The organism is Bdellovibrio bacteriovorus (genome assembly GCF_001592745.1).
GTDB lineage: Bacteria > Bdellovibrionota > Bdellovibrionia > Bdellovibrionales > Bdellovibrionaceae > Bdellovibrio > Bdellovibrio bacteriovorus_B.
In genome coordinates this window covers 1737432-1763548 of the sequence record NZ_LUKD01000001.1, presented here as the reverse complement: position 1 = coordinate 1763548, position 26117 = coordinate 1737432, and the positions used below count along the sequence as shown (strand labels likewise).

Sequence of the window (26117 nt, the reverse complement as noted above, 5' to 3'; positions counted from 1 at the left end):
TTCATTTATCTCTGAAAAATCTGAATCTTTGCGCAAACGTCTTATAATAAATGCTGAATCAGGAGGTTGAGATGCCTAACAAATTCAAAAGCGACAAAACCGATCATATCGCGTCCCACAAGGGCTCTGCTTTGCGCAAGGTGAAAAGTTCGGGAAAGCATTAAGCCTGCCGTTTTTTACGGTGGGCCACTCTACAAGAAGCATCGAAGAGTTTGTCGAACTTTTAAAAGTCGCCGAAGTCCAGGTTGTCGTCGACGTGCGAACAGTGCCAAGATCGCGCACCAATCCACAATATAACAAAGACATTTTACCCAAGAATTTAAAGCCGTTTCATATCGATTATCGCCACATTGCGGAGCTAGGAGGTCTGCGTAGCAAACGTAAAACAATTCCCTTAGCTGAAAATGGATTCTGGCAGAACCAAAGCTTTCACAACTATGCGGACTATGCCCTCTCTGACGAGTTCGTTCATGGATTAGCGAAATTAATTCAGCTAGGCAGAAAAAAACGTTGCGCCATTATGTGCTCTGAAGCCGTGTGGTGGCGCTGCCATCGACGGATCATTGCGGATTATCTGCTCGCTCATGGAGAAACCGTATTTCACCTCATGGGGCGTGATCGCGTGGAAACCGCAAAGCTCACCCAAGGAGCTAAAGTGAAAGGTTCAGAAAAAGTCTTCTATCCGACACCTCACGCGCTCTAGGCTTGCGGCCCGGGCTTCTTATGTTTAGTATATCCCCGACAATCCCCGTGTGGAGACCCTATGGCTGTAAAGAAAAAAGTCTTAAAAGCAAAATCACCATCGCAAATGATCGACGCCCGAATTAAAGAACTGAGCGACTGGCGAGGCCAAACACTCCAGCAGATTCGCGAAGTCATTCAAGAAGCCCTTCCTCATGTTACTGAAGAATGGAAGTGGCGTGGCGTTCCGGTTTGGTATTCTGACGGTATGATTTGTACAGGTGAAACGTATAAAGCTGTCGTAAAAATGACTTTTGCCAACGGCGCAAAGTTGAAAGACCCCACAGGACTTTTCAACTCAAGTCTTGAAGGGAATGTTCGTCGCGCTATTGATTTCCGCGAGGGTGAAAAAATCAATAAACGCGCGCTCAAGGCTTTAATTAAGGAAGCTGCAGCATTGAACAAATCCAAACTAAAAAAGAAAACAAAGTAGCTTGCTATGGAATACCTTGAAACACCTAGATTGATTCTTCGCCTTTGGAAGCCTGAAGACATAGACCCTTTCCACGCTCTTTGCTCGGATCCCGAAGTCATGGAGTACTTTCCTTCAACACTCAGCAAAGAAGAAACCATCGCTTTCATTGAAAGACTCAAAGCAAACCAAAAGAAAGACGGCTATAGCTTTATGGCCTGCGAACGCAAAGACACAGGCGAGTTTGTCGGGTTTGTTGGACTATCTTATTTCACTCATCCCACTCATTTCAGTCCTTGCGTGGAAGTGGGATGGCGTTTAGCTAAGAAGCATTGGGGACACGGTTTTGCTCCTGAAGCATCCCGTGCCGTAGTCGATTATGCTTTTCAAAGTTTAAAGGTATCAGAGGTCGTTGCAATGACGGCTGTTGAAAACTGGAAGTCTCGACGAGTGATGGAAAAAATCGGGATGACCTACAATTCGGCAGATGATTTTGATCATCCAAAAGTTGCCGATGGCCATCCCTTAAAACGTCACGTTTTGTATCGAATTAAACCGTCTTAGACCAGCACGAGTGATAGCAGTCCTGAGTCTTTTTTCTAGGATCGACTCCAAACGTAGCCGTAGCTCACAGGATAGTCTCTGAACTTTTCCCACTTCGGTTTGACTCGGACCCAGTCATCATTGATTAAACCTTCGTGCATTTCTTCAAGTCTCCAGCCCGCAGCCAGTGCGGCTCGAACATGGTCGCTGATAAGATGCAGGTTTGTTTCGATGGCTTTCGAGTTTCCCTCTTTGTCTTTGAAATGGGTTGGCATTCCAGTCATAAAAAAGAAAGGATGCATTCCCACAACGACGAACTTTGCTCCAGGCTGAGCAAGTCGATAAGCCTCTGCATAGACGGGCTTTAAAGTTTTAAGATGCTCATCAACTAAACTCATGATGAGAAGATCATAGTGATTTTCTGAAAGTCCGGTGAATTCAACACTCCCCAATTTCAGTTCCTGATAAATGTTTTTGGCTTTGGCTTTTTCAAGCATCTCCGGTGTTAAATCCAAACCATCGATGGTGTTTACATCCTTGCTTTTAAGCCAGGCTCCGATTCGCCCCGTTCCGCAAGCAAGATCCAGACAAGCTTTCGAATCACGCCAAGACACTGACTCTATTTGATGTAATGTCTGAAGATCTAAAAGATCAGGTACTGAGTTTTCATAAGTCTCTGCCCATTCGCCGTAACCTTCTTTAGCAGAAACAGTGGGATAATTTCTTTGATCAAATTTTTTGAAATCCATTTTCTCTCCGAGAAATGAAATAGGCGCCCGTTAGGCACGTTAGTATGAGTTTTTATTTTTGATTTATTTCTTGCTATCGGACTTACATAAATACTCCTTTTCCCAAAATGGGGAAATATAGAGAATGCCTTCTCTAAAGGAGCATTTAGTTTTTTTGGATGCTGATACAGCAACTGGAGCTTCGCCAAAGCTCAAGACTGAATCTACCTGTATTTGACAAAAGGATCAATCCAAAGTCTCAAACAAAGACTCTGCCGAGGCCCCGGCAGGTCCTTCCCGAAATCCCAGCATCTGCCGAAATTCCCGCAGGCCGGTTGCAGTCTAAGCTATTGAAATCACACGATCTATTCGCTGGCATCGCCAGTGCAATACCTCTTTGTGTAACGCAAACAAATGACAAGGAGATTTAAAATGAAAACACTTATTGCAACACTTATCGTCCTAGCTTCATTCACTGCAAAAGCTGACGACTTTCAAAATGCGGAAGCAAACTACTTACCGATCCCAACTCAGATAGTTTTCAACAATCACATGGATCGCGCAGTCTGGGTAACTATCTATAACTCTATCAGCCGCATTAGTGATAACGCCTGTTTGCAGCCGGGTGAATCCACTTTCTTCACAGGCTACTACCCACCTTTCTTTTACCAGGTTCGCGGCGAGGTGAAAGAGAACTTAGATTGCGGTGGCCGCACTTTCGACGACATTACGAAGGCAGGAAGAATGACTGGGTGGTATGGCATTGATGCAACGATGTACAGAAAAGGTGATTCTACAGAAATGGATATTCACGATGGGTACAACCCACTGGGTGGCGCGTACCCAGAATTTAATGAGGAGTAGAATATGTAAATAAAATCAAAATCCCCGCAAGAGTGAAACCCTGAGCCGCATCCCGCTCAGGGTTTTGTTTTTAATTAAGACCTTCTCTTAAAATTCAGCGGCAGCTCTATTGACCACCACTGAAGGCAGAAATAAAATTTGTTCTATGAAAATGATTTCACGAGCGCTCGCTTTAATTACGTTAGCATTCAGTGCTAATGGGAAAAACCTTCTGACGATCATCCCAGGTAAACGGTTGAGCGAAGTCTCCATTGGAGATTCTGCTTCTAAGCTTAAAAAGAAGGGCTTCATCACTGATGACTCTCGACAATCGCCTTCTACGACTACATACATGAAAAAGAAAGACTTATTAGTCCGACTGCAAAACGATAAAGCCGTGCAGATTTGGTTTGAAGGTAAAAACTTGGGTGAACTCAGTCTGAACGGAAAAGCTCTACCCGCTAGCGACAACATTAATTCGTTCAAAAATTTCTTCAAAGGTTGTGAAGAATACCAAGGTTCCGGCGGGCAACTTCTTTACTGCGAAAAACGCGGCATCGAAATTACCTCCTCAGGTATGAACGGAAGCGGCGTCAAAATTTCAGTTATTGCTCCAACAGAAGTAGAGAAAATTGTAAAATGAGACTGTTTAAAACGGCCATCACCATTCTACTTACGACATTCTGCGTGTCAGCTTTCGGCAAAAGCACCAAAAGCGCAAAGGATAAAATGACGACCACGCTTCCTGCTAAGCATATCAGCATCACTATCAATCGTCCGAGTGACGAAGTTTATCAATTCGCTTCTAATCCTGAAAATCTCCCGCAATGGGCGGCGGGATTGGCGGATGCTACTTTAAGGAAGTCAGGCAATGAGTGGATTACTAATTCACCTATGGGACAAGTTAAAGTTAAGTTCGTCGATAAAAACCCGTATGGCGTCATCGATCACGATGTTGAGCTGCCGTCAGGGGAAGTCGTTAACAATCCACTTCGAGTGATAAAAAATGCATCCGGCAGCGAAGTGATCTTCACTCTTTTCCGTAGACCCAACATGACAGAAGAGATGTTTGCCAAAGACGCTGAGTTGGTCACTAAAGACCTTAAGAAACTAAAATCGATTTTAGAAAAGTAGCAGTTAAGCTTCACCTCAAGACGGCACTTTTATATTAGGTTCGTTTCTCTATATGGCAATTTGGCAATGTTAATCTCAGACATCGAGATTCTTTACGGGAAGTGATCAATTTGAGACAAAAAAATCAGATGCATTAAACAAATCGGTGCCACCGCTTCTAAAACCTCTTTTCTTTAAGAAAGCGATTGCGCTAAAATCATAAAGAGGTTTACTAGCGCATGCGTTCAGTCCTTCTCTTCAGCCTTATTGGATTATTCTCTTCCGGCACCTTTGCCACCGCAGGCAATCCTGCAATCACTAAATACGAAATACAATCTGAGTCATCGGTGCAAGAAATTGACGAAAAAGAGCTTGAAGCTCTTATTGAAGCACTCAATGAATTTATTAAGGCCGACCAAAAGTACCGCTCTGACATGGAGCCTATTTTCCGAAATATCCGCAGAGAACTAGCGAAGCTTAAAGAAAAAGGCCTCTTAAAAATGGAATTCGACCCGCGTCGTATTTCTAATGATGATCTTGCAGAAAAAATTCGCAAGATGACGGCGTACAAAAAAGTCGCGGGTCCTTCTATGTTAGTAAAAACTATTCATATAGGCATGGTGTGCACAGGTCTTTTAACAGGCAAGTGCACGCGTCTGCCAGAAATTCAAAGACCGGGTCCTGCACCGATCACAAGAGAAACCGGAACACGGTAATTCTACTATTTAAGCCAACTCTATTGAACATATTGGATGACGATTGTGTCTTGGCCTGAAGAGTTGCCGTGGCTATTGAAAAGGCATGAGCTAAAAGATTGTGTGAAATACTGAGTGGCGATGGTGTAAGTAGTGCCTTCCGTGACATTAAAAGTATCCACCATGGGAGGAAAGACCACTTCTCCGTTTTGATAGCGGTGCACCCCGGTTATAAATGCGTGATTACCTATAAAACCTGCCGCTCCATCCACGGTAAATCGAAACCCAAGATTCCCGGATGTGCAGGAGAATATGTAAGGAGCTATTTTGTAATATGTCATTAAGACCATCCCCGTCGCTGGAGCCGTCCAACTCCGGGTCGACATCGTGACGTAACTAGGTGCTGATGATGTCGTAATACCGGAAACACTGCTAAACGTAATGACTTTGGGAAGGACACTTGCAGAAGCCGCCGTCGTTTGCACGGAGCCGTCGGGAAATTTGAAACCTCCTGTCGTTGATTCCACCTGTCCGCCGACGGTCAAAGCGGAGTTCGGCGTCGTGGTAAGAATTCCTACTTTACCATCTGCAGTCACCGTCATTCGACGGATTCCATTCGTCGCGAAACTCACTGAAAAATTGTCGCTAGTTCCTAAAACGGCGTTCGCTGAAAAACTGTTTCCTCCGTTAGCAAACATTGCTAAAGACGAAATATTGATGCAACCCATGACACCTAATGCATCAAAGCTGACTAGCTGACCGGCGCCGCAATTAAAAGCCGTCACCGCTGAGCCACTTGCATCGCTGGCCAACAGACGATTCGGAATCAGTGACGTGACCCCGGTTCCTCCTTTAGAAACGGGAACCGTTGGAAGTTGCGAAGTAGAAATAGAAGAAGAACTGTCCAGCTTGTTGTTGAAAGCATTCCAGTCCGTAGAACTTAGTAAACCCGTTGAAGAACTACTGGCGGCAGAAGAAGTCGCGCATATCAGAGTGGTGCCATTCCAAGATAGATACTGATTGCTTGTACAAGTGGGTAAGCCCGCTTTCAACAAAAAATCAGAAGCGACATTCGTTCCGAGCTTCTGTGCGGAAAGAGCATAACCAGAGAACGGCACTGAGCGGATAAGATTATCCGGCGCAATAGTTCGCCAGCCACTGCCGTCATGAAATTGCACGCGCAAAACACGACTGTCCGAACCGAGAGGTGTGTATGTGCTCGTGCCGTTGACGCAGTTATAGCCAACGCACGCGCCACAAGTATAACTGGTAGAGTTGTTGAAGGCATCCAGAACAGTGAAGCCGCCACTCAATGGAAAATTGATGAGACCCGCACCGATAGGAACATCAAAGACGCCTTTGGAGTTCGTCATATTAATTCCAGTGACTTGCTCTTGATAGATAGTGCACTGACCAGAGGGATTTGTTATTTGAAAAATAAAGCTAACGTTGGAATGCTCTAATGGAGTTCCATCAGATCGAAGGATACGCCCTTGGTACGTGAGTGTCGTAGGCGCTCCGTTCGCTTCTGTCCCAAAATAAGACAGAGCTATGAACACAAGAAACGCTCCGAAATTCATGACATATTTATCGGAATATTCTTCGAATTCTTAAGTTAGGTTGGAGTATTTTGAGACAGCGCAAAGAATTTAATACTTTTCTTGCCAAGCTCCACAGGGCTTTTCATTTACTTGTACTTTCAAATATCGTTACATCTAATGTAATTCCTAAGTAATGAGGCATAAGATGTGTAAAACGATAAAACAAAAGGTTCATTTTAACGCCCCACCTGATGTGATTTACAGTTTACTCACAGACTCTAAAAAGTATGCGTCCCTGACAGGAAAAAAAGCTAAGATCGGAAAGTCAGCCGGAGCTCCCTTTTCAGTTTATGGAGGACAAGCAACAGGAATCATCGTGGAGCTAGTTCGAAATAAAAGAATCGTCCAGGCTTGGAGAGGCCATAGCTTCCCTGAAGGAATATTCTCTATGGCGACTTTCAACTTAAAACCCACCAGCAAAAACGGCACCGAACTTATCTTGATCCATCGGGGCGTGCCCAAGGAAATGATTCCCTCTATCGAGCTTGGTTGGCGCAAATACAACTGGGACCCGATAAAAAGTTATTTGGAAAAGCAGGAAGATAAGTAGGAATGGCGAAGTGAATTGTTTAGATTCCAAACTCCGGGGGATACTTAACATATCCCGAAGCATCGGCAAGAGCGTTGGGATAAAGTTCAATCGCCATAAATGCCTCGTCAGGAACGTCCATCGGCGCCTTGATATTCCATAAGGATGCGGGCTTGTATCCAAATTTTGGATAATACGTAGGATGGCCAAGTAAGATAATGGACGTAAATCCAAGCTCTTTCGCAATATCGTGGCCTCGTTTAATGAGCAGTCCGCCGACACCTTTATTCTGATAAGTGGGTAATACCGACACAGGGCCAAGTGCCAAAGACTTTTGAGATGAGCCATCATCCCGCACAATTTCAATGGGAGTAAAAAGAATGTGGCCAGTAATTTCATTTCCAATGCCACTCGCAACAAGCGAAAGCCGTGGGATAAAATTTTTCGATTTTCGTAGTTTTCCTACGAGTAAAGGTTCTGAGCCGTCCGAATGCTCCACATTCTCAAATGCCTTTTCAATAAGTTTTTGACCTTGCGGAATATCCTCTAAATTTTCTTGTCTGATAGTTATATCCACATTCACTCCGTGGAGCAGTATAGTTGCAAATTAGTTTTAGAAGCATCATCTATATGACCGCCTTGCTGAAACAGAGAGAGATTGGCTCGGCCCTTCGTGGGCCTCGGTCGCTTCGCCGTCGCGCTTTGCGCGATCGCATCGTGCGACTTTTCTCGAACTCTTTCGTTCGAATTGATCGCCGATGTTCGTTGTCTCTAGTTCATTTATTACTGGCTTAGCTTGGAATGTGGAAATGGCGGAGAGAGAGAGATTCGAACTCTCGGTAGGCTTGTGACCTACACACGCGTTCCAGGCGTGCGCCTTCAACCACTCGGCCACCTCTCCGGGACAGGAACGTAAAGAAAAGCCAAGATAGCATTGCGCGTCGCACTATGCAAGCCTGCGTTTGAGTAAAAACGATCTAAAGCCCCATAAACTTGAAAGGCTCGCTAGGCTTAAACGCTTTGGCGACATTACCGGCAAAGGTGTTGCGCTGATCTTTTCCCAAATCCAGCTTCAGAACCTTCCCCGTCTTTTCTGAAAAATCGACGTCCTTGAAATCCACCCAGAACGTATTTGGTGTCAGCGCTGATTCAAAAAAATAGAGCATGCGAAGGTGATCAGCAACCGTTCGCCAGCGTGTAGAGGAAATGTTGGGTTGATTCGGAGTCGTGATACCAAAAGGAACAGAGACGTTTCTAATCACGCTGAACACACTTGCGAGCACCACCACGGGGTCTTTACTCTTGGGAATGGCGTTAATATAAAACGAGGCCCTTGCGAAACGATCTGACGCTCGATTCGTTCCCGGAAGCATGACCGTACCACCAATGTCTTTCCAATAACTTTCCAATGCTAGCTGCTTTTCAAAAGTGGGAGAGTTCGTCATCACTTGATATTCACGTCCATGATGAATAACCGGCTTTCCTTCAATGTATTCGATGATGGCACTGTCCCCTGAAGCATCCGAAAGAGATAAATGAAGTGTCGCCAAACGCTCTTGTCCCGGAACATTCGCGGTAACGATGGTAAAGGGTTCTGACTTTAAAGCGTCAACGGCTTCGGCGACGGTGGCATAATTATCTAAAACGTACTGAGCCCACAATGAAATTGCCAGCCCTGGCTTCTTGCTCAGTTTTGGATATTCGGATTCCACAAGCCAAAGTAAGTTGGTCACCAATCCTTTTTCGTTCATTCCATCCGTTGTCGAAATATCGTAACCAGAGGCAATGACACTTCCATACTTCGATTTCCACTGAACAGAGTTTTTACCCGCCTGCCCGAACCTTTCTATTCCTCTTGGAAAAATCCATAGGTTTGTCATGATGTCTTCTTTCCAATCCATCGAACGTGCGGTGATGACATTGGTTTTTCCGTCCAAATACACAGCTCGAGTGCAAGCCTCTGATTTCGAATAAGCCAGAAGAACAACCATAAAAACAGCTACTAAATTTAGGAATGTCATTTGCGTCCTCATTTTTTTAATCTTAGTAAACTCAATGCCGATTATGACTTGAGAATCTTCCTCTGTCGTTTAGGAAAGATCGCATTGCTAAGACTCACTCTTGCGAAATAGCAGAGGACTCTTCACTGGTTTCCCAGAGCCTTTTCTTTTACGATGTCCTTATGAACCAATCCGATTTGCCTACAGTCTTTTTTACTTTTCCAACAACCACTGAGGTCTTGCAGCAGGCATCTAAAAAATTTGACGTTATTTCTACGGAGCTAGATCTAACGCCCAAAGAAATTTTGTTAAATTTAGAATCTCGTCCAGCAAACGCCATTGTAGTCGGCTCAAAGCAAAAGTGCGATGCCGATTTTATTAAACAACTTCCTTCGCAAGTTCAGATCATCGCAACCTCCAGCGTAGGTTTTGAACACATCGATGTTGAGGCCGCAAAAAAGCGCCGGCTGCAAGCGTCCAATACTCCCGATGTCCTTACTGACTGCACGGCGGATCTGACTCTGCTTTTGCTTTTAGGGGCCAGTCGGCGCGCACGCGAATATGTTCACGTGATAGAAAAAGGATGGACCAAGCCCATGGCTCAGAATGAACTTTTAGGAGTTAAGCTTTCGGGAAGGACTTTAGGCATATTGGGCATGGGTCGCATCGGACAAGCGGTGGCCCAAAGAGCACGCGCCTTCGGCTTGAAGATCCTATATCACAATAGAAAACGACTCAGCACCGAACTAGAAAACGGTGCTACATACTTTAAGACCTTCGAAGAAATGCTTCCTCATTGTGATATAGTTTCCCTGCACGCCCCCGCAACAAACGAAACTAAAAATATTATCAATGAAAAAACACTCCAAATTATGAAAGCACAAAGCATTCTGGTGAATGTGGCTCGCGGTTCCTTAGTCGATGAAACAGCTCTTTTAAAAGCACTCGATTCAGGTAAGATTTTTGCCGCAGGCCTTGATGTTTTTCAAAATGAGCCGTCACCAAATAATCAACTCGTAACGCATGAAAGAGTTTTTCCCACACCTCATATGGCGAGTGCCACGATTGAAACGCGCACGGACATGGGATTAAGGGCCTTAGAAAACGTAGAGCGTGTTCTTATGGGACAAGCTCCGCGCGATCCCCTATGGACCTAGCATCACGTCAGGAAACCAAACTTCTTCCCAACGTTGAGTTTTTGCCTGTTTATCGAGTTTTTTGGGCGACACAGTCACTTCTTCCTGAAAGTTTGCTTCCAATATATGACTATGAACCGCTCCATAGATGGTAGCCGGAGTCTTATAGATAACTCCGACAAGAATTCCACAATTTTGGCAAAAGATAAAATCAGCCGTTCCGGTTCCTTGTTTGTAAAGACCAAGAAGCGATTCGGATTTATATTGGATTTTTAAAAAACCTCGCGGGTCTGAGACGTAAGCGGCGTGATGCTTTACGCAGAAATCACAATCACAAGAGCGAGGTTGAAGATTTGCTGGATCCGTTTCTATTCCCACTTCAACTTCGATATTCTTACAATGACAAGAACCCTTTAAAATTTTCATAACAACAATCTATAAAGGATTCTAATTTCATTTCAAGATTTGTTTTCTTTCTTAAAAAAATGCGGGTGATGTCATCGCTTTATCAATGGCAAATGCGCAGTTGATTAAACCGACGTGACTGTAGGTCTGTGGGAAGTTCCCCCACTGGCTCTGCGTCTCGACGTCGAAGTCCTCACTCATAAGGCCCACGTGGTTCTGGGTTTGAATAATGCTTTGAAGTATTTCTTCAGCCTCTTTGGCTCTTCCCATCTGCGCGAGTGCCTCTACGTACCAGAAGCTACAAGCCAAGAATGCAGACTTTTGGTGACCAAAATCATCTGCATGTTTGTAGCGAAGAAGAAACCCTGGCGAAAGCATCAGCTCTTTTTCAATAGCTTCGACATGTTTCATAGCAGCTTCCTTCGGTTTATCATGAAAATATCCCAGAGTAATAAGCTGTAAGGCACTCGCATCAAGCTCCTCGGATCCCAGTGCTTGTGCATAGGCCTGCTTTTTCTGCGAATAACATTTTTCAAGAAGTTCGCTAGCATAGTTCATGGCCTTCTCCGCCCGCACGGCCAGCTCTTCGTCATTCATCAGACGTGCGACTTTGCGAACCGCCGCGCTTCCGGCCCAGTGGAACATCAACGTGTAAGAATGAATCGCCTGTTTTCCGCGGAATTCCCATACACCGTTATCCGGCGTTTCCATTGTTTTCTCGATATAGCGTAAGATACTTTTCATCAATCGCACCGAGCTTTGATCGACTCTTCCCACCAACCTCTCGTCAATAAAAAGTCGAAAGACCGCCAGAAGAATTTGTCCGTAGGCATCGTGCTGAATCTGCATTGAGGCTTGATTGCCTACACGCACCGGTTTATTTCCCATATACCCGTGAAGCTCTAACTCAATTTCTGTCATTTCCGGTGAACCATCAATGCAATACACAGGTTGCAATGAAGCAAGATCATGGGGATTCAAATTTTCGACGAAGTGAGCATACTTTTCCATTTCATCGAAATGGCCCAGTGAATTTAAAGCAGACAACGTGTAGTAAGTATCGCGCAACCAACAGAAACGATAATCCCAGTTTCTGCCTTCGTCGTGAATTTCAGGAAGACTTGTTGTACACGAAGCGATGATTCCGCCCGTGTCTTCATATTGATGAAGTTTCAAAGCGAGAGCGGAACGAATCACTTCTTTCTGAAAAATTTGCGGCAAATGACAGTTTTCAACCCACTTCGTCCAATAATTTTTTGTTCTTTTATAAAAATCTTCGAAAGTCGCTTGCAGTGGGCCTTCCAAAGGAATCCCCCAGGACAAAACAAAGTAAAGATCTTCAGTCACAGTGAATTCTTTTTCTTCGACTATATAGGTGAGCGAAGCATTTGTGGTAAGACGCACGGGCTGTTCTAAGCCTTCATATCGAATGTGATTACTGCCTAGCATGACTCGTGGCTGAATTTTTCCATAATCTCCGACAGGATTGCATTTCACAGTGATGCGCGGACGACCTGATAATTTTTTAATTTTGCGAAAGAGCATCAAGGGTTTATGATAGCGTTCGAACAAATTAAATCGCGGGGCAAAATCGATCACTTCAAATGCACCATCTGTTGTTTCGATACGAGTCGAAAGTATATTGGTGTTCTTAATATAAGATTGTGACGACGAAAAATTCTTCCCTGACGGTGTGAATGAAAATTGTCCGCCTTTTTCTGGATCTAACAGCGGACCGAAAATAAAGCTGGAATCGAATCTTGGCCAGCACAACCAGCTAATATTAGCTTTTGTATCTACTAACGCTGTGTAGGCGCAATTGCCTATCAAGCCGTGATCGTAACGATGAGGTGAACCGAACGTAGTGCTTTCCATTTTTCAGACCTTTCTTTGAAACCAAAACCCCCATGTTAATTTCGGAGGACCTTGATGTCAGAAAAACCAAAAAGAATTTTTATCAGCAACAGACTGCCTTTCAACATCACTGCTGACGGCGAGCTTAAAAGAGGTAGTGGCGGGCTTGTCTCTGCGTTGCTCGGGGTCAGTCTTGATGAGCCATTTGCCTGGTTTGGTTTTGACACCGATAAAGACGAAGCAGAGCGACTGCAAAACAAAGTCAGCCAAGCGCATCCTCACTTACAAAGTTATCCTGTTTATATTTCGAAGGAAAGGTACGAAAAGTACTACGATGGATTTTCTAATGAAATTATCTGGCCGCTTTTCCACTATGAAAGTCAATTGACAGGTTTTATCCGCGAAAACTGGGAAGCTTACAAAGAAGCAAACCAGATTATGGCCGACGAAATCGTGAAAGTGGCAACTGACAAAGACACTATCTGGATTCATGACTTCCATTTTCTGCTTCTACCTAAGATGCTTCGCGAACGTTTGCCGAACGTTAAAATCGGATTTTTTTTACACATTCCGTTTCCCAGCGCGGAACTTTTCCGCCAGCTTCCCGTTCGCGAAGAAATTCTTTCAGCGATGCTTCACTCAGATCTTATCGGCTTTCATGAGCACTCGTACCTCAGGCAGTTCACGGTGAGTCTAAAATCTATTCTGGGTTTAGATACCTCGTTTTTTAAAGCCGACCTTAACGGACACGCAGCTCATCTGGGTGTTTATCCTATCAGTATTGAAAGTGATGCCTATAAGGCGAAAGCGTCTTCTCCTGAGGTCCAACAAAAATGTGACTATTATGCAAGCGTAAGCAATGTTCCGTTCACTCTTTTGGGCGTCGATCGATTGGATTATACAAAGGGATTGGTTTTAAAGCTGCGCGGTCTTCATAGGGCGTTTACAAAATATCCTGAACTCGTCGGAAAAATTTCACTTTTACAGATCGCCGTTCCGACTCGAGAAAATGTTCAAGCCTACATGGATCTGAAAAAGGAAATCGAGCAACTGGTAGGCTCTATCAACGGACAGTTCGGCACTCCGGATTATATTCCTGTTCATTATATTTTTAAGTCTATTTCTGAAGTTGAGCTTTTAGCTCTGTATAGAAGTTCTAACGCGGCTTTAGTAACGAGCAAGCGAGACGGAATGAATCTTGTCGCCATGGAATACGTCATGGCTCAAGACCTTGAAACTCCAGGATCTTTGATCTTAAGTGAATTTGCCGGAGCCTCTTCCATGCTCAGTGATGCTCTGATCGTGAACCCGTGGGACGTAGATGCCATCGCCGACGCCATCAAACAAGCCTTCGAGATGAGTTTTGATGAGCGCTATGAAAGACTGTCCCATCTGCAAGAGATCTTGTCGCGCTACTCTTCTACCAAATGGGCCCTAGCGTTTCTTAAAGATCTGGAACAAATCACGCAAATCTCCAGCAAAAAAGTTGTAGATATTCAAGCGCCACCGGAATCCTGGCCGAAGCCACTGCATAGCGCTTTGCAGACTAAAAAAATGAAGGTCGTCTTAGACTATGATGGCACGGTCGTGGCCTTAGCAAAGCGTCCCGAACTCGCGACACTGCTTGAGGAAACAAAACATCTTCTTTTATCCTTGCACGAAAAAATGGAAGTCTTCGTTATCAGCGGACGGTCCAAAGAGTTTCTAGAATCTCAGTTTGCCGACATGCCGATTGGCTTAGCAGCCGAACACGGAGCTTACTTCAAATTTCCAGGCGAAACTTGGCAAAGTCGCATAGCCTCTGAGATTCAAGCTTGGTATCCACAAATTGAAAAAGTAATGAATGATTACTCGGACCGCGTCCCCTTAGCATGGGTTGAAAAAAAGAGCGCCTCCCTAGTCTGGCACTTTCGCCAATCGCCAGCGGATTTTGCTAACTTTCAGGCCAAGAAACTTCACGACGAACTGCAAGTCGGTATGGCAAATGAACCTGTTTCTATAGCCATGGGATCAAATATCGTAGAAGCAAAGGCGATCGAATGTAACAAAGGAAACTTTCTGCGCTGGCTTCTTCAGTTGGGAAACACGGACGCGGACTCCATTATCTGTATCGGCGATGACCGCACGGACGAAGACATGTTTAGAGCATTAGGTGAGAAAGGATTTTCAATCAAAGTAGGCCCGGGTATAACCGAAGCCCACTATCGCTTGAAGAATCAAAAAGAAGTTCTTTCGTTTTTGCATGAATTGGTGATTACGAAAGCGAGCATCGTTGCTTCGAAGCATTTCGAACAGCGCCGCGAAAACGACGCTAGTTATTAACAATTTTCTTCTCAGCAGGCAGCTCTCTTACTTTTATAAACTTAAGTTGAAGCTGCTTGCTGCTCCACTCGCGAGTTTTATTTAAAAGCGCCAAATCACTGTTCAGTTTTCTTCCATAGGACGGAATGATTTCCTTTATCTTCGCTTGCCACTCGGGTGTCTGCATGCGTCCTTTAAAAGATCTTTCAACCAGTGTGATCATGATAGGCGCCGCCGTTGAAGCTCCTGGAGACGCCCCCAAAAGAGCCGCGATCGACCCGTCCTCCGAGCCAACAATCTCTGTCCCGAATTCGAGAACTCCCCCTTTTTCTTCGCTTTTCTTTACGATCTGCACACGCTGACCGGCGACTTCTAAATTCCAGTCCGCTTTTTCAGCATTGGGAAAGTACTCTCGAAGGGTCGAAATGCGTTCATCCTCACTGAGCATCAGCTGTTCAATCAAATAACGAGTCAAAGGAATATTGTCTAAACCCGCTTGAATCATCGGAATTATATTACTGGTATTTAGCGAGCGGAATAAATCCCACCAAGATCCATTCATTAAAAACTTTGTCGAAAAAGTCGCGAACGGACCAAACAACAGGGCTTTTTTTCCATCAATCACACGAGTGTCTAAATGAGGAACTGACATAGGAGGTGAACCCACGGATGCTTTGCCATACACCTTGGCTTGATGGCGTTCGATTAGAGACTGGTTTGTCGTCACAAGCCACTCACCACCCACAGAAACTCCACCATATCCTTTGGCTTCGGGAATTCCACTTTTTTGCAAAAGTTTTAAAGCGCCGCCGCCTGCTCCAATGAAGACAAACTTCGCATTATAAGCTTTGTAAGAATCGGTATCTAAGTCTTTTACGATTACATTCCAAGTGGCGTCTTCGTTTCTTTTAATATCACGCACTTCATGTCGGACATTGATCTTCACATCAGGATATGTCGACATATGCTCAAAGAAAGCTTTTGTCAGAGAACCGAAATTCACATCTGTGCCAATGTCCATACGAGTTGCGGCAATTCTTTGCGTTGAATCTCGTCCTTCCATCACAAGAGGAATCCATTGTCTGATTTCATCGTGGTTTTCGGAATACTGCATGCCACGAAAGAGCGGCTCTTGCTGTAAAGCTTCGTAACGCTTCCTAAGATATTGAACGTTGTCTTCACCCCACACGAAACTCATGTGCGGAACGTTTGTGATGAAAGCCTTAGGATCAGGAAGAACTTTCTGTTGAACTTGGTAAGCCCAAAACTGTTTTGAGATTTCAAATGACTCATTAATGTCGACGGCCTTCTTCGTATTGATACTGCCATCTGCATTTTCTGGGGTGTAGTTGAGTTCACAAAACGCCGAATGTCCCGTCCCAGCGTTATTCATGGCTGCGGAACTTTCAGCGGCCACTGCATCCAATCGCTCAAAGACTTCCATGGTCATCTTCGGATCTAACTCCTTCAACAAAGTCCCCAGCGTCGCACTCATGATACCGCCACCGACCAACACGGTGTCTACGGACTTTTCCACTGGTGGATTGTTTGAACACGCCAACAAACAAAAGCACAGCAACAATAAAAAGAGTTTTTGCATAAGTTTTCCCTGTTATAAGAAAACTTCATGTTCGAATGATTCCGTGGGAATCAAAATGAGTATTTTGACAAAGGGTTGCGCCCTAGGCACGCACGTAGCGGTGAACCATGCTGATCAGGTCCACGGAATTGATAGGCTTCGTCAGATGATCGGTATAACCAACACTCAGACATTTTCTGCGGACTTCAGCCATCGCGTGCGCCGTCAGCGCGATGATGGGTTTTTTATAACCCTTTTGGCGCAACTGTTGAGTTGCAGTATATCCATCCATTTCAGGCATCTGAATATCCATAAGAACTATATCGTAGTCACCTTCCAAGGCCTTTGTTTGCGCCACCAATCCGTTATCAACGATGTCAGAACTTGCACCCGCTCGACGAAGGAAATGCTTGATAAGACGTTGATTGTCAGGTGTATCGTCGACGACCAAGACTTTAATTCCCTCCAAAGGCTTTTCAGAATTTTCTTTAGCTTCTGCTGCTGATGATGCAGCGACAACCGGAAGCACGGCCTTCTTCTTTTCAGGCTGATCCTCAATTGTTACTAGAAAAGTACTGCCTTTTCCAAGCAGACTTTCTTTCACAATCACGTCGCCACCCAGGACACGCGCTAAACGACGCGAAAGCGATAGACCTAATCCCGTTCCTCCGAACTTTCTCGTCACTGAGCTATCGGCCTGTACAAAAACTTCGAATATTCTTTCGCGCTGATCTTCCTGTATCCCGATCCCTGTGTCGATCACTTCGAAAGCCGCAACGGTACGGCCCTTCTCGGTTTTTCCAAAAGTACGAATGGAAACACTTCCCGTATGCGTGAACTTGATGGAGTTACTAACTAGATTAATAAGTATTTGTTGAACCCGTGTCGGATCCGAGTGAATTTCTGCAGGTGTCGATGGATCACGCTCAAATCCCAGTTGTAAGCCCTTTTCTGCCGCATTCACGCGCAGTAAAGAAATCACATCGTGAGCAATCGTCTCAGGCTTTAATGGCAAGAACTCTAAAGCCATTTGTCCGGCTTCCACCTTAGAAAGATCCAGGATGTCGTTGATAATAACTGTCAGCTGATGGCCGTTTCTTTGAAGAACTTCCAGGTAATTCACACGTTCTTCATAGGGAAGATTCGGGTCACGTAGAAGATCTGCAAATCCCATGATGGCTCCCAGTGGAGTGCGGATCTCATGAGACATGTTTGCTAAAAAAGCCGACTTCAAATCATTTGCTCGCACAGCTTCTTCTTTAGCAGCCTCAAGATCTTTTCTTGCCATTACCCGATCCGTAACATCAATCGCGTGATCATAAACGCCATAGGGATTTCCATGAGCATCTTTAATTTGGATGTAGGTGAAATCAAAATAGCGCTCTTCTGTCGGACCAAATTCAGTGCGACGCACAGGCACCGGGAATTCAGTACCAACAAAAGGCTCACCGGTTCGAAGAACTTTCCGAACAAGCTCGCCAAATTGCTCAAGCTCTGGCAATGCTTCTAAAAAAGGACGACCTTGCAGGTCTCTACCCGAAAAAATTTTCTGATACTCGTTGTTCAATTTTTCAAACACCATGTCTTCGCCCACCCAGAGAGCCATAGCCGCAGGAGAAACATGGAATATGGCATCTAATTTGTGTTGCTCAAGTGCCAGAGTTTGCTTGGAAGCTTCCAGCTCTTTTCGCATTTCGATGTGGGTAGTAACCTCTGAAGCCAAAATCATAACGCCGTTGATATGACCGTCGTCATCGCGACGAGCACTATAGGTTAAATTGAAATAGCGAATGCGGTCCCCGACGGTGACAGGAATTTCGAAGTGTTGCAAGGTCACCCCGGTGCGATAGACATCATCTAACAGTCCGTGCACTTCGATGGACTCAGGCTGTGCTTGTCGCACAGTCATTCCGGTGGCATCAAATCCCAGAAGCCTTGCGTGAGCTTCGTTCACAAACTCAAAGGTGTGCTCCGGGCCACGAAGGATACATACAAGATGAGGAGTATCTTTGAACAAAGATCGAAAATTATTTCTTTCATTTTCAACAATGCTCTTGGCTTTTTCAACAGCAATGCGCGAAAGAACTTTTTCGGTGACATCTGTCCCCTCAATCAGAATCCCAACAACATTGCCGTGATCAGAAAGAATAGGCTGATAAGTGAAATCCAAAAACTTATCTAGGCGTCCGAGAGGACTTTTAAAATAGACGGGGACTTCAAAACCTTTATAAGGGGTTTTGGTCTGAGAAACCGTGTGCATAATATCAAGAAGACCTTGCTCTTCCAACTCTGGCAGGGCTTCCTTAGCGGTCTTACCAATAATCTCGTTGTGCCCAATTAATTCCAAAAACTTCGGGTTGCCGAATTTAAAAATGAAATGCGCCCCTTCAACGAAGGCCATAAAAGAGGGCGAATTTTGAAATACCTGGATTAACAGGGTTGCGTTAGACTGATCGAAGTTAATGGTTTTCATTGAGTCCCCAGGGGTAGTCATGCGTACCGATTGGGCTCACATGTGTCTCTCGATATTGCTACGTGTCGCATGTAAGCTCAAAATAAAACCTGCTGGGGGCGTTACAATATGGCAAGACAACAAAATAAACGAGATTGTGTATGAAAAACTGGCCCTCTCACAGACTGCAAAAACTCTTTAACATCGAACTTCCGCTTATTCAGGCACCAATGGCCGGCGTGGATTCTGTCGAACTTGCCGCTGCGGTCTCGAATGCGGGGGGACTTGGTTCTTTGGCGTGTGCACTGCTTTCCGTGGATCAACTGCGAGAGGAGTTTAAAAAACTGCGCTCATTGACGACGATGCCGGTGAATCTGAATTTCTTTTGCCATGAAAATCCGAAAAACACGGACGCCCAACAAGCAGGCTGGAAAGAACACCTTAGCAAATATTATCTCCAGCTAGGTCTTGATCCGAACGCCTCCTATCCAACAGCTTTACGTGTGCCGTTTAATGAAGATTACTGCGCTGTCGTCGAAGAACTAAAACCTGAGGTCGTAAGTTTTCACTTTGGTCTACCGTCTTTGGAATTAATGAAACGCTTGCGTAGTGTCGGATGCAAAATTATTTCTTCAGCCACCACTGTTACGGAAGCGCGATGGCTGGAAGAAAGAGGTTGTGACGCCATCATCGCTCAAGGTTTTGAAGCCGGTGGACATCGAGGAAGTTTTTTAACTCACGATATAGCGGCTCAAGTAGGCACTATGGCTTTAGTTCCCCAAATAGTGGATGCGGTGAAGGTGCCAGTGATCGCAGCAGGTGGAATAAGCGATGCCCGCGGAATTGCGGCCTCCTTTCTTCTGGGCGCCTGTGGCGTTCAGTTGGGAACAGCCTATCTTTTCTGTCCTGAAGCCAAAGTTTCTAAGCTTTATCTTCAAACACTTCAGCAAGCGACGGACGACCAAACTGTTTTAACTAATGTCTACAGCGGAAAACCGGCACGAGGCATTCGTAATAAATTCATCCAAGAAGAAGGACCTATTTCAACACTCGCGCCTCCGTTTCCTTTTGCTGGCCCTGCTGTAAATCCACTTAGAAAAAAATCAGAAGAGCTAGGCCGTAACGATTTTGTGCAGATGTGGTCTGGACAGGCCGCTTCGCTAGGAAGAGTTCTTCCTGCGGCCGAACTCACAAAAAAATTGTCTCGCGAAACTCTGGCGCTTCTTGTGAAGTAGCCTAAAAATGAAAAATTTTGAATAACACATCTCAAAATGGTCCTGTTATAAGAATGTAAAAGGGCTTTCTGTTTAAGTCGTGGTCTAATCGACAAAGCAGGGAGAGCACTTAACTTATGAAAACATTGCGCGCACGTCTGGCATTGATCTGTGGTCTATTGTCTTTAGCACTTTGTATCGTAGGAATAACAGGTTTCGTTTCACTCAAGACCGTCTCTTCGACTTATGAGCACGTAGCCCAAGTCAATTTACCCAACGCTTTGTTACTACAACAGATGTCTTTAGCGACAGGAAATTCAATTCGCCAAATCATCCGTTTAGGATTCACCGGTCTACCTGACAAAGAAATTGAATATCTTGCGGGTAGATTTAATGACTACGCAAAAAAATACGAAGAAAGTGATATGCGCTATAAAGCGTCCCCTTTTGCCGAAGGTGAAGAAGCGCTTTACCAACCTGTCGCCAAGCATTGGCAGGAAACTTTGCAGGTGGCTTCGACGATGATCTCGATGCGACAAAAAGGTGATATTGATTCCTTTCACAAATATTTAGATGGCGAATTTCGCACGGCCTACAATGCTCATGGGAAGGCTTTAGACTCATTGATTAAATTCCAAGAAGAGCAGGCTTTAAGCTGGGCCCAGCGTGCTCAAAGCATTATGAGCACTTCCAGAAATACCGTTATAGTCATCAGCGCCCTAGGTCTGCTTCTAGGTCTTGGGGTGGCTGCATATATCGCTAGTGAACTGCAACGAAGTCTGAAAGGTATCGCGACATCGGTCACCGAAACCAAAAACACAGTTGAACAGGCTTCCGAGCAACTCAATCATGCAAGTCAACAACTTGCCAGCAGCTCTACCGAGGCCGCGGCTTCTTTGGAAGAAACGGTCGCGTCGATTGAAGAACTGACAAGCATGGTTAAACTCAACGCGGGCAACGCGTCTCAGGCCAGCACTCTTTCACGTGGTAGCCAAGAAACAGCTTTACGAGGAGACACCGAGATTCAGAGCCTCATTTCTGCAATGACGGATATTAAAAAATCCTCTCGTAAAATCGAAGAAATTATCACGGTCATTGACGATATCGCGTTTCAAACCAATCTTTTAGCCTTGAACGCTTCGGTCGAAGCCGCTCGCGCCGGAGAGCAAGGAAAAGGTTTCGCCGTTGTCGCAGAGGCCGTAAGATCACTGGCGCAAAGATCCGCCCAAGCTGCAAAAGAAATCACATCCTTGATTAAAGACTCAGTCACTGAAGTTGAAAGAGGTACAGTGATCGCCGACCGAAGTGGCGTTGCGCTGAAAGAAATAGTCACTTCAGTTAAATTGGTCACTGATCTTAATACAGAGATCGCTTCGGCATCGAATGAACAGTCTACAGGTATTGCGCAGATATCAAAAGCCATGAACCAATTGGATCAGGCCACTCAGTCTAATGCCGCTTCTGCAGAAGAAGCCGCCGCGTCCTCCGAGGTCATGCTAAGACAAGCCAAAGTGCTTGGCGAACAAGTTGAAAATCTGCAAAAAATCGTCGGCTAAGGCTTTTTAGGAAGAAGACTTGTTAGATATTCTTCTGTGTATTTTGCAAAGTCACCTTCGTGAAGCTCTATGTGCTTCACGATCGCCTTTGCATCTTCGGACTTCTTAAGTGCAATGCCGTAGCTATCGATGACGATCGGCTTCGGATTTAACTGTAAGACACCTTGATAAGGTCTCAGCTCTGGCTCAGTACCCATAGTGAATCGAAATACAAGTTCATCGGAAAAAGCAAAATCGACACGCTTCGTAGCCACTTTTAAGAAATTGTTAAGCGGTGACGCTACGTTTTCGACTTTCATCTTTCCGGACTCTACAAGCTCTTTAATTCCATCGCGCAGTTCAACACCTTGGATATTACCTGCCGTGTATTTTGCAAGGTCAGAAACTTTACTCCATACAATAGGATGATCTTTTCTTTCGACGATCAGCCAAGCACTTTTATAAAATAACTTTGTGAAAACAAATTGGTCCGTATTTTCTATGGTTCGCACAGGCGCCAAGCCATCAATTTTCGGGTCCTTTACGGCATTCATCTTTGCTCGAATCCACGAGGGCGCAAAAATCACTTTAATATCGTAACCCTTCTTTTCCAGAACTTTCTTTAGACTGTAAAAGACAGCGCCGTTATCAGGCATAGACTCACTCATATGAGGAGGTGCCTCGTGAGTAATAAAAGTAAGAACTCTAGGTTTGGCCAAGGCACCGACGGAAACAAATAATAAACTAAATACAATTATTAGATGTCGCATGATGTGCTTAGTATGAGTTTCCAACCCACATAAGCTCAAGCTACTTTCAGTTCATTTAGAGAAAAGCCCAGTCATGATGTCAGTAATGTAATTCTAAGATGGACTCATTCTATTCAAAAATCTTTTCTCGAATAGCCCAAAAGTGTTTCACCTTCCGTGCGACAACAAAAAGAGGCTTTCGGAATTCAGGAACATACTTCAATGCCTCATCAACATTGCGCACGAAGATTTTTCTTTCAGGCAATCGGTTGTGCATGCGAATGAAATTAAAATAAAAAGCGTGACAGTTTTCCTGGCTATCCAAATAAAAGTACTCTGTTAAAAACTGTGCACTGTGGTCGTAGTACCGAACCTCAAGACGATCCTGGCCTTTTTTGTCGTGACCCTTTGTGAAAGTCATAGTTTCTACACGCAGAACATGGGCATCTTTGAGTGACATCGCTTCTTTCAGTTTTTTGTCGTTGTCGACAAGAACATTTTCACAAGACTTGCAACTTCGGGCTGCAATATCATTTTCCGCTCCGCATTTTTCGCAACGTTTGAAACGAAAAAGAAAACCGCAAGCCTCGATCTGGTGGGTCACGGGATCTTCAAAAGCGCCTTTACACTTCCGCCCAAAGTGTTCTTTGATCTGACCTTCATGATCTCGCACTCCCCAGAAATGATTGATCACTCCACATTGCGGGCAAGGCACGTCCACGATCTCTGATTCGGAGGAAGGCCTGTCTTCGTCTATCTCCGGAGAAAAAAGGCCATGTCCTTGCCCGGTATAATCCAGAATCAGACAATCTGTTTTTCCTGCAGACAAACGTAAACCCCGGCCGATGATTTGCTGATACAAACTGACGGATTCTGTCGGCCGTAAAATAGCGATCACATCTACATGAGGCGCATCAAAACCGGTTGTTAATACCGACACATTTACCAGATACTTCAGTTTACGGCATTTAAAGGCCTCGATAATTTCGTCCCGATCGGGTCCGGGAGTATCTCCCACCACGAGGGCAGCTATGTAAGGCGGAAGATTCTTCATAATCTCTATGGCATGAGTGACTGAACTTGTGAAAATCATCACACCCTGACGTTCTTTCGCCATATCGATAATGTTTTTTATAATTAATGGAGTTATTCGCGATTGATCTTTTAAAACAGCTTCAACCTGAGCTGCGACGTAGCTTGTGCCATGAAGCTTTAAGCTAGAAAAGTCATAACATGCAACCGGAGAATCAATCTTCACAGGCATCGTAAGATACTTATTCTTAATCATGTAGCGGATGGTCAGTTCATAGATACATTTTTTAAAAAAGCGCTCTTCATCCGTTTGCAATGTTTTTGTATGTTCGTTGTACTGATAAATCCAGCCTAATCCCAGCCGGTAGGGCGTGGCCGTCAACCCAAGAATGCAGATTTCAGGATTCGACTTTTGCAGCTTTGAAATAACTTGAAAGTACTGAGTATCGTCTTGCACAGAAACACGGTGACACTCATCGATGACTAACAGAGAAAAACTATCAAAGAAATCTTCCGGCGCCCGCGCAATGGACTGAATGCTTCCGAAAATTACTTTCTGATCCATGTCTTTGCGCTGAAGTCCCGCAGAATAAATTCCAGCTTCAAGACCGAAAGAAATATACTTGGCGTGATTCTGCTCTACCAGCTCCTTCACGTGCGCTAAAACCAGAACACGACCCTTAGCTAAACGCGCAAGCTCGGCGATGACTAGACTCTTTCCCGCCCCAGTGGGAAGTACAACCACTGCGGGTGTCTTTTCTTTCCTAAAATGTTTCAGCGTCGCCTGAACGGCTTCCAACTGATAGGGTCGCAGTTTGTACATGGACCAGCTATACCAAGGCCGTGGAGCAAAGGCAATTTTTAGACAGCTTCGGCTTTCGAAGTTACTCTTTTTAAAGAGTGATCAGGTTCTTTTCCATCTTATTTTTAATTCAGCTCAGTCTTAGTTTTGCTCAAGCGGAAACGAACTGTTATCTCATCAACGAGTGCAGTCGTTTTCGGCGCGATCCGAGCAGCCCCTCCCCGGGAACCCAAATCAAAATCAATCCTTCAGCCGTTCCGACGGAAAAGGGCTATGGAATTGAGGCGATCTATTTTTCTCAGGAGGCCGATCTTTCGTTGGTACGAGGAACAGGTCGCATGGGAGCAGCCCTGTCCCCTTCAAACAGCGAAGACACTTTTTTTGGTGCGCCCGGAATTGAAACTACGGACGATCTTTTTCTGCGTAAAGATGAAAAGCTAAAATACCCGAATCAAAAAATCACCTTAGCTGCCGCTTTTAATTTACTGGAGCGAAAAGGAAGTGGGCTTAAAAAATACAACCTAAAGCTGGGATTAATGGCGAAGTATAATAAGAAGAGTTACAACGTCACTCCGGGTGGTGGTTTAAGCGGAGCGCTGGGCCCTATTTCTTTCGGCTACTCCATATACGAAGATCAAACACAGTGGGACGCCAGAAGTATCGGTGGGCCAGCAGAAGAGCTGACTAAGTATAAAGTTCAGACTTATAACGTCGGTTTGTATTTAAATTCGGTGATTTTGAACTATTCCAACATGCATCTAAAAACAGAAGATGAGTCTTTTGAATCCAAGATAAATCTTTACACCGCCAGTCTGACGCTGGGAAAATTTATTTTTACGGCCGCTAAAAGAGACGAAGACTCGCCCACTCCCGCCTATAATTACGAGACGAAAACGTTGGAATACGTAAAAGTGAAAGAAGAGTACTTCGGAGGAATTCAATATACACTGACAAGAAATCTGATGATCGGTGGTCTTTACAATTATTATCTTCTTCGTGAAGGTTCTATCACCGCGACTTTGTTCTTTTAGAAATTCCAGGGCCACTGGGATGATGATGGCCCTGAAATCCGGTTAACAAATTATTTACAGATAGATAACTTCTTACTGGAGCTTAGGATCGTTTGATAAGACGTTTTGTCGCCTGCGCGAAGAACCGCCCAGTAGCGAGCACCACCACGCCAGCTGCCACTCACCTTGCCGGCGATACGTCCATCACGTCCCACCCAGCGATTCAAGATGCGAATACCACAGCTTAGGTTTTGCAATGGATCGTGCAGATCTTTTGTTGATTTAAAATTACAACCATAAGCATTGCCACTTTCAATCGAGATTTGCAGAAGACCACGACTGACAACGCGACGGCCTTGACTGTCATTGAAGGCTTCGGTGTAAGAAGTGTTCGTGTTGTAGTTACTTTCGAAGCGAACCATGTTGGACATGAAGTGAGTCCAATACTGCTTACGTTGAGCATAAGTCAGATTTTTATAGTTGGGGCAGAAAGTGCTGGCGTCTGCAGGAATCACATCCAGCATATCTTCCCCAAGTCGATCGAGTTCGTTGTTGACGTGAGCGGTCCAAGTTTTTCCTGCCGAGTTTTTCGCTTCCCAAGATGGCGTCACATCGCTGCCGGAGGTCGGTGGTGTCGTAGGCTCTGTCGGTGTCGTTGGAGTGGTTGGAGTTGTTGGTCGCGTGCTTCCTCCTCCTGAAGATGGAAGGCGCTGCCCCATCGCTAAAGCGAATGAGGATTGAAGGATGATAAGACCTGCCAATAAAGTGATTTTGTTGTAGATAGTGTTTTTCATACGTAACCCATCGGCGGGCCTTACGCAGAGCTTTACTGTTTTTAAAACT

The 26117-nt window shown here is 44.9% G+C and carries 24 protein-coding genes and 1 tRNA gene; 13 read left to right on the top strand and 12 right to left on the bottom strand.

Features of this window, described 5'->3' with window-relative positions:
- Window positions 1–181 precede the first annotated feature (181 nt).
- The 3 genes from AZI87_RS08510 to AZI87_RS08500 are packed head-to-tail and all read left to right on the top strand — an operon-like array spanning window position 182 to window position 1717.
- Window positions 182–703: a DUF488 domain-containing protein gene (locus tag AZI87_RS08510; RefSeq protein ID WP_216635253.1), complete on the top strand. Its 522-nt coding sequence runs from the start codon at window positions 182–184 to the stop codon at window positions 701–703.
- A 60-nt stretch (window positions 704–763) separates the two neighbouring features.
- Window positions 764–1174, top strand: a complete 411-nt coding sequence (locus AZI87_RS08505; protein WP_063206136.1) for a DUF1801 domain-containing protein — start codon at window positions 764–766, stop codon at window positions 1172–1174.
- A 6-nt stretch (window positions 1175–1180) separates the two neighbouring features.
- Window positions 1181–1717, top strand: a complete 537-nt coding sequence (locus AZI87_RS08500; protein WP_063206135.1) for a GNAT family N-acetyltransferase — start codon at window positions 1181–1183, stop codon at window positions 1715–1717.
- Between the two features lie 35 nt (window positions 1718–1752).
- On the opposite strand, the gene AZI87_RS08495 is transcribed toward AZI87_RS08500, so the two are convergent.
- Window positions 1753–2445, bottom strand: a complete 693-nt coding sequence (locus AZI87_RS08495) for a class I SAM-dependent DNA methyltransferase (RefSeq protein WP_063206134.1) — start codon at window positions 2443–2445, stop codon at window positions 1753–1755.
- A gap of 411 nt (window positions 2446–2856) precedes the next feature.
- Here AZI87_RS08495 and AZI87_RS08485 point away from each other — a divergent pair, with 411 nt between their 5' ends.
- The 4 genes from AZI87_RS08485 (at window position 2857) to AZI87_RS08470 (ending at window position 5096) form a co-directional block, all read left to right on the top strand.
- Window positions 2857–3288 (top strand): hypothetical protein, encoded by a 432-nt coding sequence (locus AZI87_RS08485; protein WP_063206132.1) that lies wholly within the window; start codon window positions 2857–2859, stop codon window positions 3286–3288.
- Window positions 3289–3433: 145 nt separating this feature from the next.
- Entirely contained in the window at window positions 3434–3910 is a 477-nt protein-coding gene (locus AZI87_RS08480) for a hypothetical protein (protein WP_063206131.1), read from the top strand.
- Window positions 3907–4401 carry an SRPBCC family protein gene (locus AZI87_RS08475; RefSeq protein ID WP_216635252.1) on the top strand — a complete coding sequence of 165 codons (495 nt, stop codon included), beginning with the start codon at window positions 3907–3909 and terminating at the stop codon, window positions 4399–4401. The genes AZI87_RS08480 and AZI87_RS08475 overlap by 4 nt, the downstream gene beginning before the upstream one ends.
- 218 nt (window positions 4402–4619) lie before the next feature.
- Window positions 4620–5096 carry a hypothetical protein gene (locus AZI87_RS08470; protein WP_063206130.1) on the top strand — a complete coding sequence of 159 codons (477 nt, stop codon included), beginning with the start codon at window positions 4620–4622 and terminating at the stop codon, window positions 5094–5096.
- 20 nt (window positions 5097–5116) lie between these two features.
- Here the strand turns inward: AZI87_RS08470 and AZI87_RS08465 are convergent, their stop codons facing one another.
- Window positions 5117–6655 carry a hypothetical protein gene (locus tag AZI87_RS08465; RefSeq protein ID WP_063206129.1) on the bottom strand — a complete coding sequence of 513 codons (1539 nt, stop codon included), beginning with the start codon at window positions 6653–6655 and terminating at the stop codon, window positions 5117–5119.
- 166 nt (window positions 6656–6821) lie between these two features.
- Here AZI87_RS08465 and AZI87_RS08460 point away from each other — a divergent pair, with 166 nt between their 5' ends.
- A complete protein-coding gene (locus AZI87_RS08460) occupies window positions 6822–7226 on the top strand; it encodes an SRPBCC domain-containing protein (RefSeq protein ID WP_063206128.1) in 405 nt (134 codons plus the stop codon).
- A 19-nt stretch (window positions 7227–7245) separates the two neighbouring features.
- Here the strand turns inward: AZI87_RS08460 and AZI87_RS08455 are convergent, their stop codons facing one another.
- The 3 genes from AZI87_RS08455 to AZI87_RS08445 all read right to left on the bottom strand — a co-directional run bounded on the left by AZI87_RS08455 (window position 7246) and on the right by AZI87_RS08445 (window position 9226).
- On the bottom strand, window positions 7246–7782 hold the full coding sequence (locus AZI87_RS08455; RefSeq protein ID WP_063206127.1) for a GNAT family N-acetyltransferase: 537 nt from the start codon (window positions 7780–7782) through the stop codon (window positions 7246–7248).
- A gap of 233 nt (window positions 7783–8015) precedes the next feature.
- A tRNA-Ser gene (locus tag AZI87_RS08450) sits at window positions 8016–8106 on the bottom strand.
- A gap of 76 nt (window positions 8107–8182) precedes the next feature.
- On the bottom strand, window positions 8183–9226 hold the full coding sequence (locus AZI87_RS08445; protein ID WP_253696563.1) for a linear amide C-N hydrolase: 1044 nt from the start codon (window positions 9224–9226) through the stop codon (window positions 8183–8185).
- Window positions 9227–9387: 161 nt separating this feature from the next.
- Here AZI87_RS08445 and AZI87_RS08440 point away from each other — a divergent pair, with 161 nt between their 5' ends.
- The gene (locus tag AZI87_RS08440) at window positions 9388–10362 is read left to right on the top strand and encodes a 2-hydroxyacid dehydrogenase (protein WP_063206125.1); all 975 of its coding nucleotides are present in this window, start codon (window positions 9388–9390) and stop codon (window positions 10360–10362) included.
- Here AZI87_RS08440 and AZI87_RS08435 read toward each other — a convergent pair.
- Window positions 10351–10767 (bottom strand): GFA family protein, encoded by a 417-nt coding sequence (locus AZI87_RS08435; RefSeq protein WP_063206124.1) that lies wholly within the window; start codon window positions 10765–10767, stop codon window positions 10351–10353. The two genes, AZI87_RS08440 and AZI87_RS08435, sit on opposite strands and share 12 nt — an antisense overlap.
- A gap of 51 nt (window positions 10768–10818) precedes the next feature.
- Window positions 10819–12621 (bottom strand): glycoside hydrolase family 15 protein, encoded by a 1803-nt coding sequence (locus AZI87_RS08430; protein ID WP_063206123.1) that lies wholly within the window; start codon window positions 12619–12621, stop codon window positions 10819–10821.
- A 54-nt stretch (window positions 12622–12675) separates the two neighbouring features.
- On the opposite strand from AZI87_RS08430, the gene AZI87_RS08425 reads away from it, so the two are divergent.
- A complete protein-coding gene (locus AZI87_RS08425) occupies window positions 12676–14922 on the top strand; it encodes a bifunctional alpha,alpha-trehalose-phosphate synthase (UDP-forming)/trehalose-phosphatase (RefSeq protein ID WP_063206122.1) in 2247 nt (748 codons plus the stop codon).
- On the opposite strand, the gene mqo is transcribed toward AZI87_RS08425, so the two are convergent.
- Both mqo and AZI87_RS08415 read right to left on the bottom strand, forming a co-directional pair.
- Window positions 14912–16501 carry a malate dehydrogenase (quinone) gene (mqo, locus tag AZI87_RS08420; protein WP_063206121.1) on the bottom strand — a complete coding sequence of 530 codons (1590 nt, stop codon included), beginning with the start codon at window positions 16499–16501 and terminating at the stop codon, window positions 14912–14914. The two genes, AZI87_RS08425 and mqo, sit on opposite strands and share 11 nt — an antisense overlap.
- 82 nt (window positions 16502–16583) lie before the next feature.
- Window positions 16584–18953 (bottom strand): PAS domain-containing hybrid sensor histidine kinase/response regulator, encoded by a 2370-nt coding sequence (locus tag AZI87_RS08415; protein ID WP_063206120.1) that lies wholly within the window; start codon window positions 18951–18953, stop codon window positions 16584–16586.
- A 140-nt stretch (window positions 18954–19093) separates the two neighbouring features.
- Between AZI87_RS08415 and AZI87_RS08410 the strand changes: the two genes are divergently transcribed.
- Both AZI87_RS08410 and AZI87_RS08405 read left to right on the top strand, forming a co-directional pair.
- Window positions 19094–20167, top strand: coding sequence for an NAD(P)H-dependent flavin oxidoreductase (locus AZI87_RS08410; protein ID WP_063206119.1), 1074 nt, complete (start codon window positions 19094–19096; stop codon window positions 20165–20167).
- A 116-nt stretch (window positions 20168–20283) separates the two neighbouring features.
- Complete coding sequence (locus AZI87_RS08405; protein WP_063206118.1) at window positions 20284–21702, top strand: methyl-accepting chemotaxis protein; 1419 nt, start codon at window positions 20284–20286, stop codon at window positions 21700–21702.
- Here the strand turns inward: AZI87_RS08405 and AZI87_RS08400 are convergent.
- Window positions 21699–22349, bottom strand: a complete 651-nt coding sequence (locus AZI87_RS08400) for a substrate-binding periplasmic protein (protein ID WP_172795506.1) — start codon at window positions 22347–22349, stop codon at window positions 21699–21701. The two genes, AZI87_RS08405 and AZI87_RS08400, sit on opposite strands and share 4 nt — an antisense overlap.
- Before the next feature lie 211 nt (window positions 22350–22560).
- Window positions 22561–24285 (bottom strand): DEAD/DEAH box helicase, encoded by a 1725-nt coding sequence (locus AZI87_RS08395; RefSeq protein ID WP_063206116.1) that lies wholly within the window; start codon window positions 24283–24285, stop codon window positions 22561–22563.
- A 77-nt stretch (window positions 24286–24362) separates the two neighbouring features.
- Here AZI87_RS08395 and AZI87_RS08390 point away from each other — a divergent pair, with 77 nt between their 5' ends.
- Window positions 24363–25295, top strand: coding sequence for a hypothetical protein (locus AZI87_RS08390; RefSeq protein WP_063206115.1), 933 nt, complete (start codon window positions 24363–24365; stop codon window positions 25293–25295).
- A gap of 50 nt (window positions 25296–25345) precedes the next feature.
- Here the strand turns inward: AZI87_RS08390 and AZI87_RS08385 are convergent, their stop codons facing one another.
- A complete protein-coding gene (locus AZI87_RS08385) occupies window positions 25346–26068 on the bottom strand; it encodes a hypothetical protein (RefSeq protein ID WP_063206114.1) in 723 nt (240 codons plus the stop codon).
- Between the last annotated feature and the right edge of the window lie 49 nt (window positions 26069–26117).

Bases quoted from the DNA above. Each gene is read 5' to 3' on its own strand.
- AZI87_RS08505 (WP_063206136.1), top strand. From the start codon at position 764: ATGGCTGTAAAGAAAAAAGTCTTAAAAGCAAAATCACCATCGCAAATG.
- AZI87_RS08500 (WP_063206135.1), top strand. From the start codon at position 1,181: ATGGAATACCTTGAAACACCTAGATTGATTCTTCGCCTTTGGAAGCCT.
- AZI87_RS08495 (WP_063206134.1), bottom strand. From the start codon at position 2,445: ATGGATTTCAAAAAATTTGATCAAAGAAATTATCCCACTGTTTCTGCT.
- AZI87_RS08485 (WP_063206132.1), top strand. From the start codon at position 2,857: ATGAAAACACTTATTGCAACACTTATCGTCCTAGCTTCATTCACTGCA.
- AZI87_RS08480 (WP_063206131.1), top strand. From the start codon at position 3,434: ATGAAAATGATTTCACGAGCGCTCGCTTTAATTACGTTAGCATTCAGT.
- AZI87_RS08475 (WP_216635252.1), top strand. From the start codon at position 3,907: ATGAGACTGTTTAAAACGGCCATCACCATTCTACTTACGACATTCTGC.
- AZI87_RS08470 (WP_063206130.1), top strand. From the start codon at position 4,620: ATGCGTTCAGTCCTTCTCTTCAGCCTTATTGGATTATTCTCTTCCGGC.
- AZI87_RS08465 (WP_063206129.1), bottom strand. From the start codon at position 6,655: ATGAATTTCGGAGCGTTTCTTGTGTTCATAGCTCTGTCTTATTTTGGG.
- AZI87_RS08460 (WP_063206128.1), top strand. From the start codon at position 6,822: ATGTGTAAAACGATAAAACAAAAGGTTCATTTTAACGCCCCACCTGAT.
- AZI87_RS08445 (WP_253696563.1), bottom strand. From the start codon at position 9,226: ATGACATTCCTAAATTTAGTAGCTGTTTTTATGGTTGTTCTTCTGGCT.
- AZI87_RS08440 (WP_063206125.1), top strand. From the start codon at position 9,388: ATGAACCAATCCGATTTGCCTACAGTCTTTTTTACTTTTCCAACAACC.
- AZI87_RS08435 (WP_063206124.1), bottom strand. From the start codon at position 10,767: ATGAAAATTTTAAAGGGTTCTTGTCATTGTAAGAATATCGAAGTTGAA.
- AZI87_RS08430 (WP_063206123.1), bottom strand. From the start codon at position 12,621: ATGGAAAGCACTACGTTCGGTTCACCTCATCGTTACGATCACGGCTTG.
- AZI87_RS08425 (WP_063206122.1), top strand. From the start codon at position 12,676: ATGTCAGAAAAACCAAAAAGAATTTTTATCAGCAACAGACTGCCTTTC.
- mqo (WP_063206121.1), bottom strand. From the start codon at position 16,501: ATGCAAAAACTCTTTTTATTGTTGCTGTGCTTTTGTTTGTTGGCGTGT.
- AZI87_RS08415 (WP_063206120.1), bottom strand. From the start codon at position 18,953: ATGAAAACCATTAACTTCGATCAGTCTAACGCAACCCTGTTAATCCAG.
- AZI87_RS08410 (WP_063206119.1), top strand. From the start codon at position 19,094: ATGAAAAACTGGCCCTCTCACAGACTGCAAAAACTCTTTAACATCGAA.
- AZI87_RS08405 (WP_063206118.1), top strand. From the start codon at position 20,284: ATGAAAACATTGCGCGCACGTCTGGCATTGATCTGTGGTCTATTGTCT.
- AZI87_RS08400 (WP_172795506.1), bottom strand. From the start codon at position 22,349: ATGAGTGAGTCTATGCCTGATAACGGCGCTGTCTTTTACAGTCTAAAG.
- AZI87_RS08395 (WP_063206116.1), bottom strand. From the start codon at position 24,285: ATGTACAAACTGCGACCCTATCAGTTGGAAGCCGTTCAGGCGACGCTG.
- AZI87_RS08385 (WP_063206114.1), bottom strand. From the start codon at position 26,068: ATGAAAAACACTATCTACAACAAAATCACTTTATTGGCAGGTCTTATC.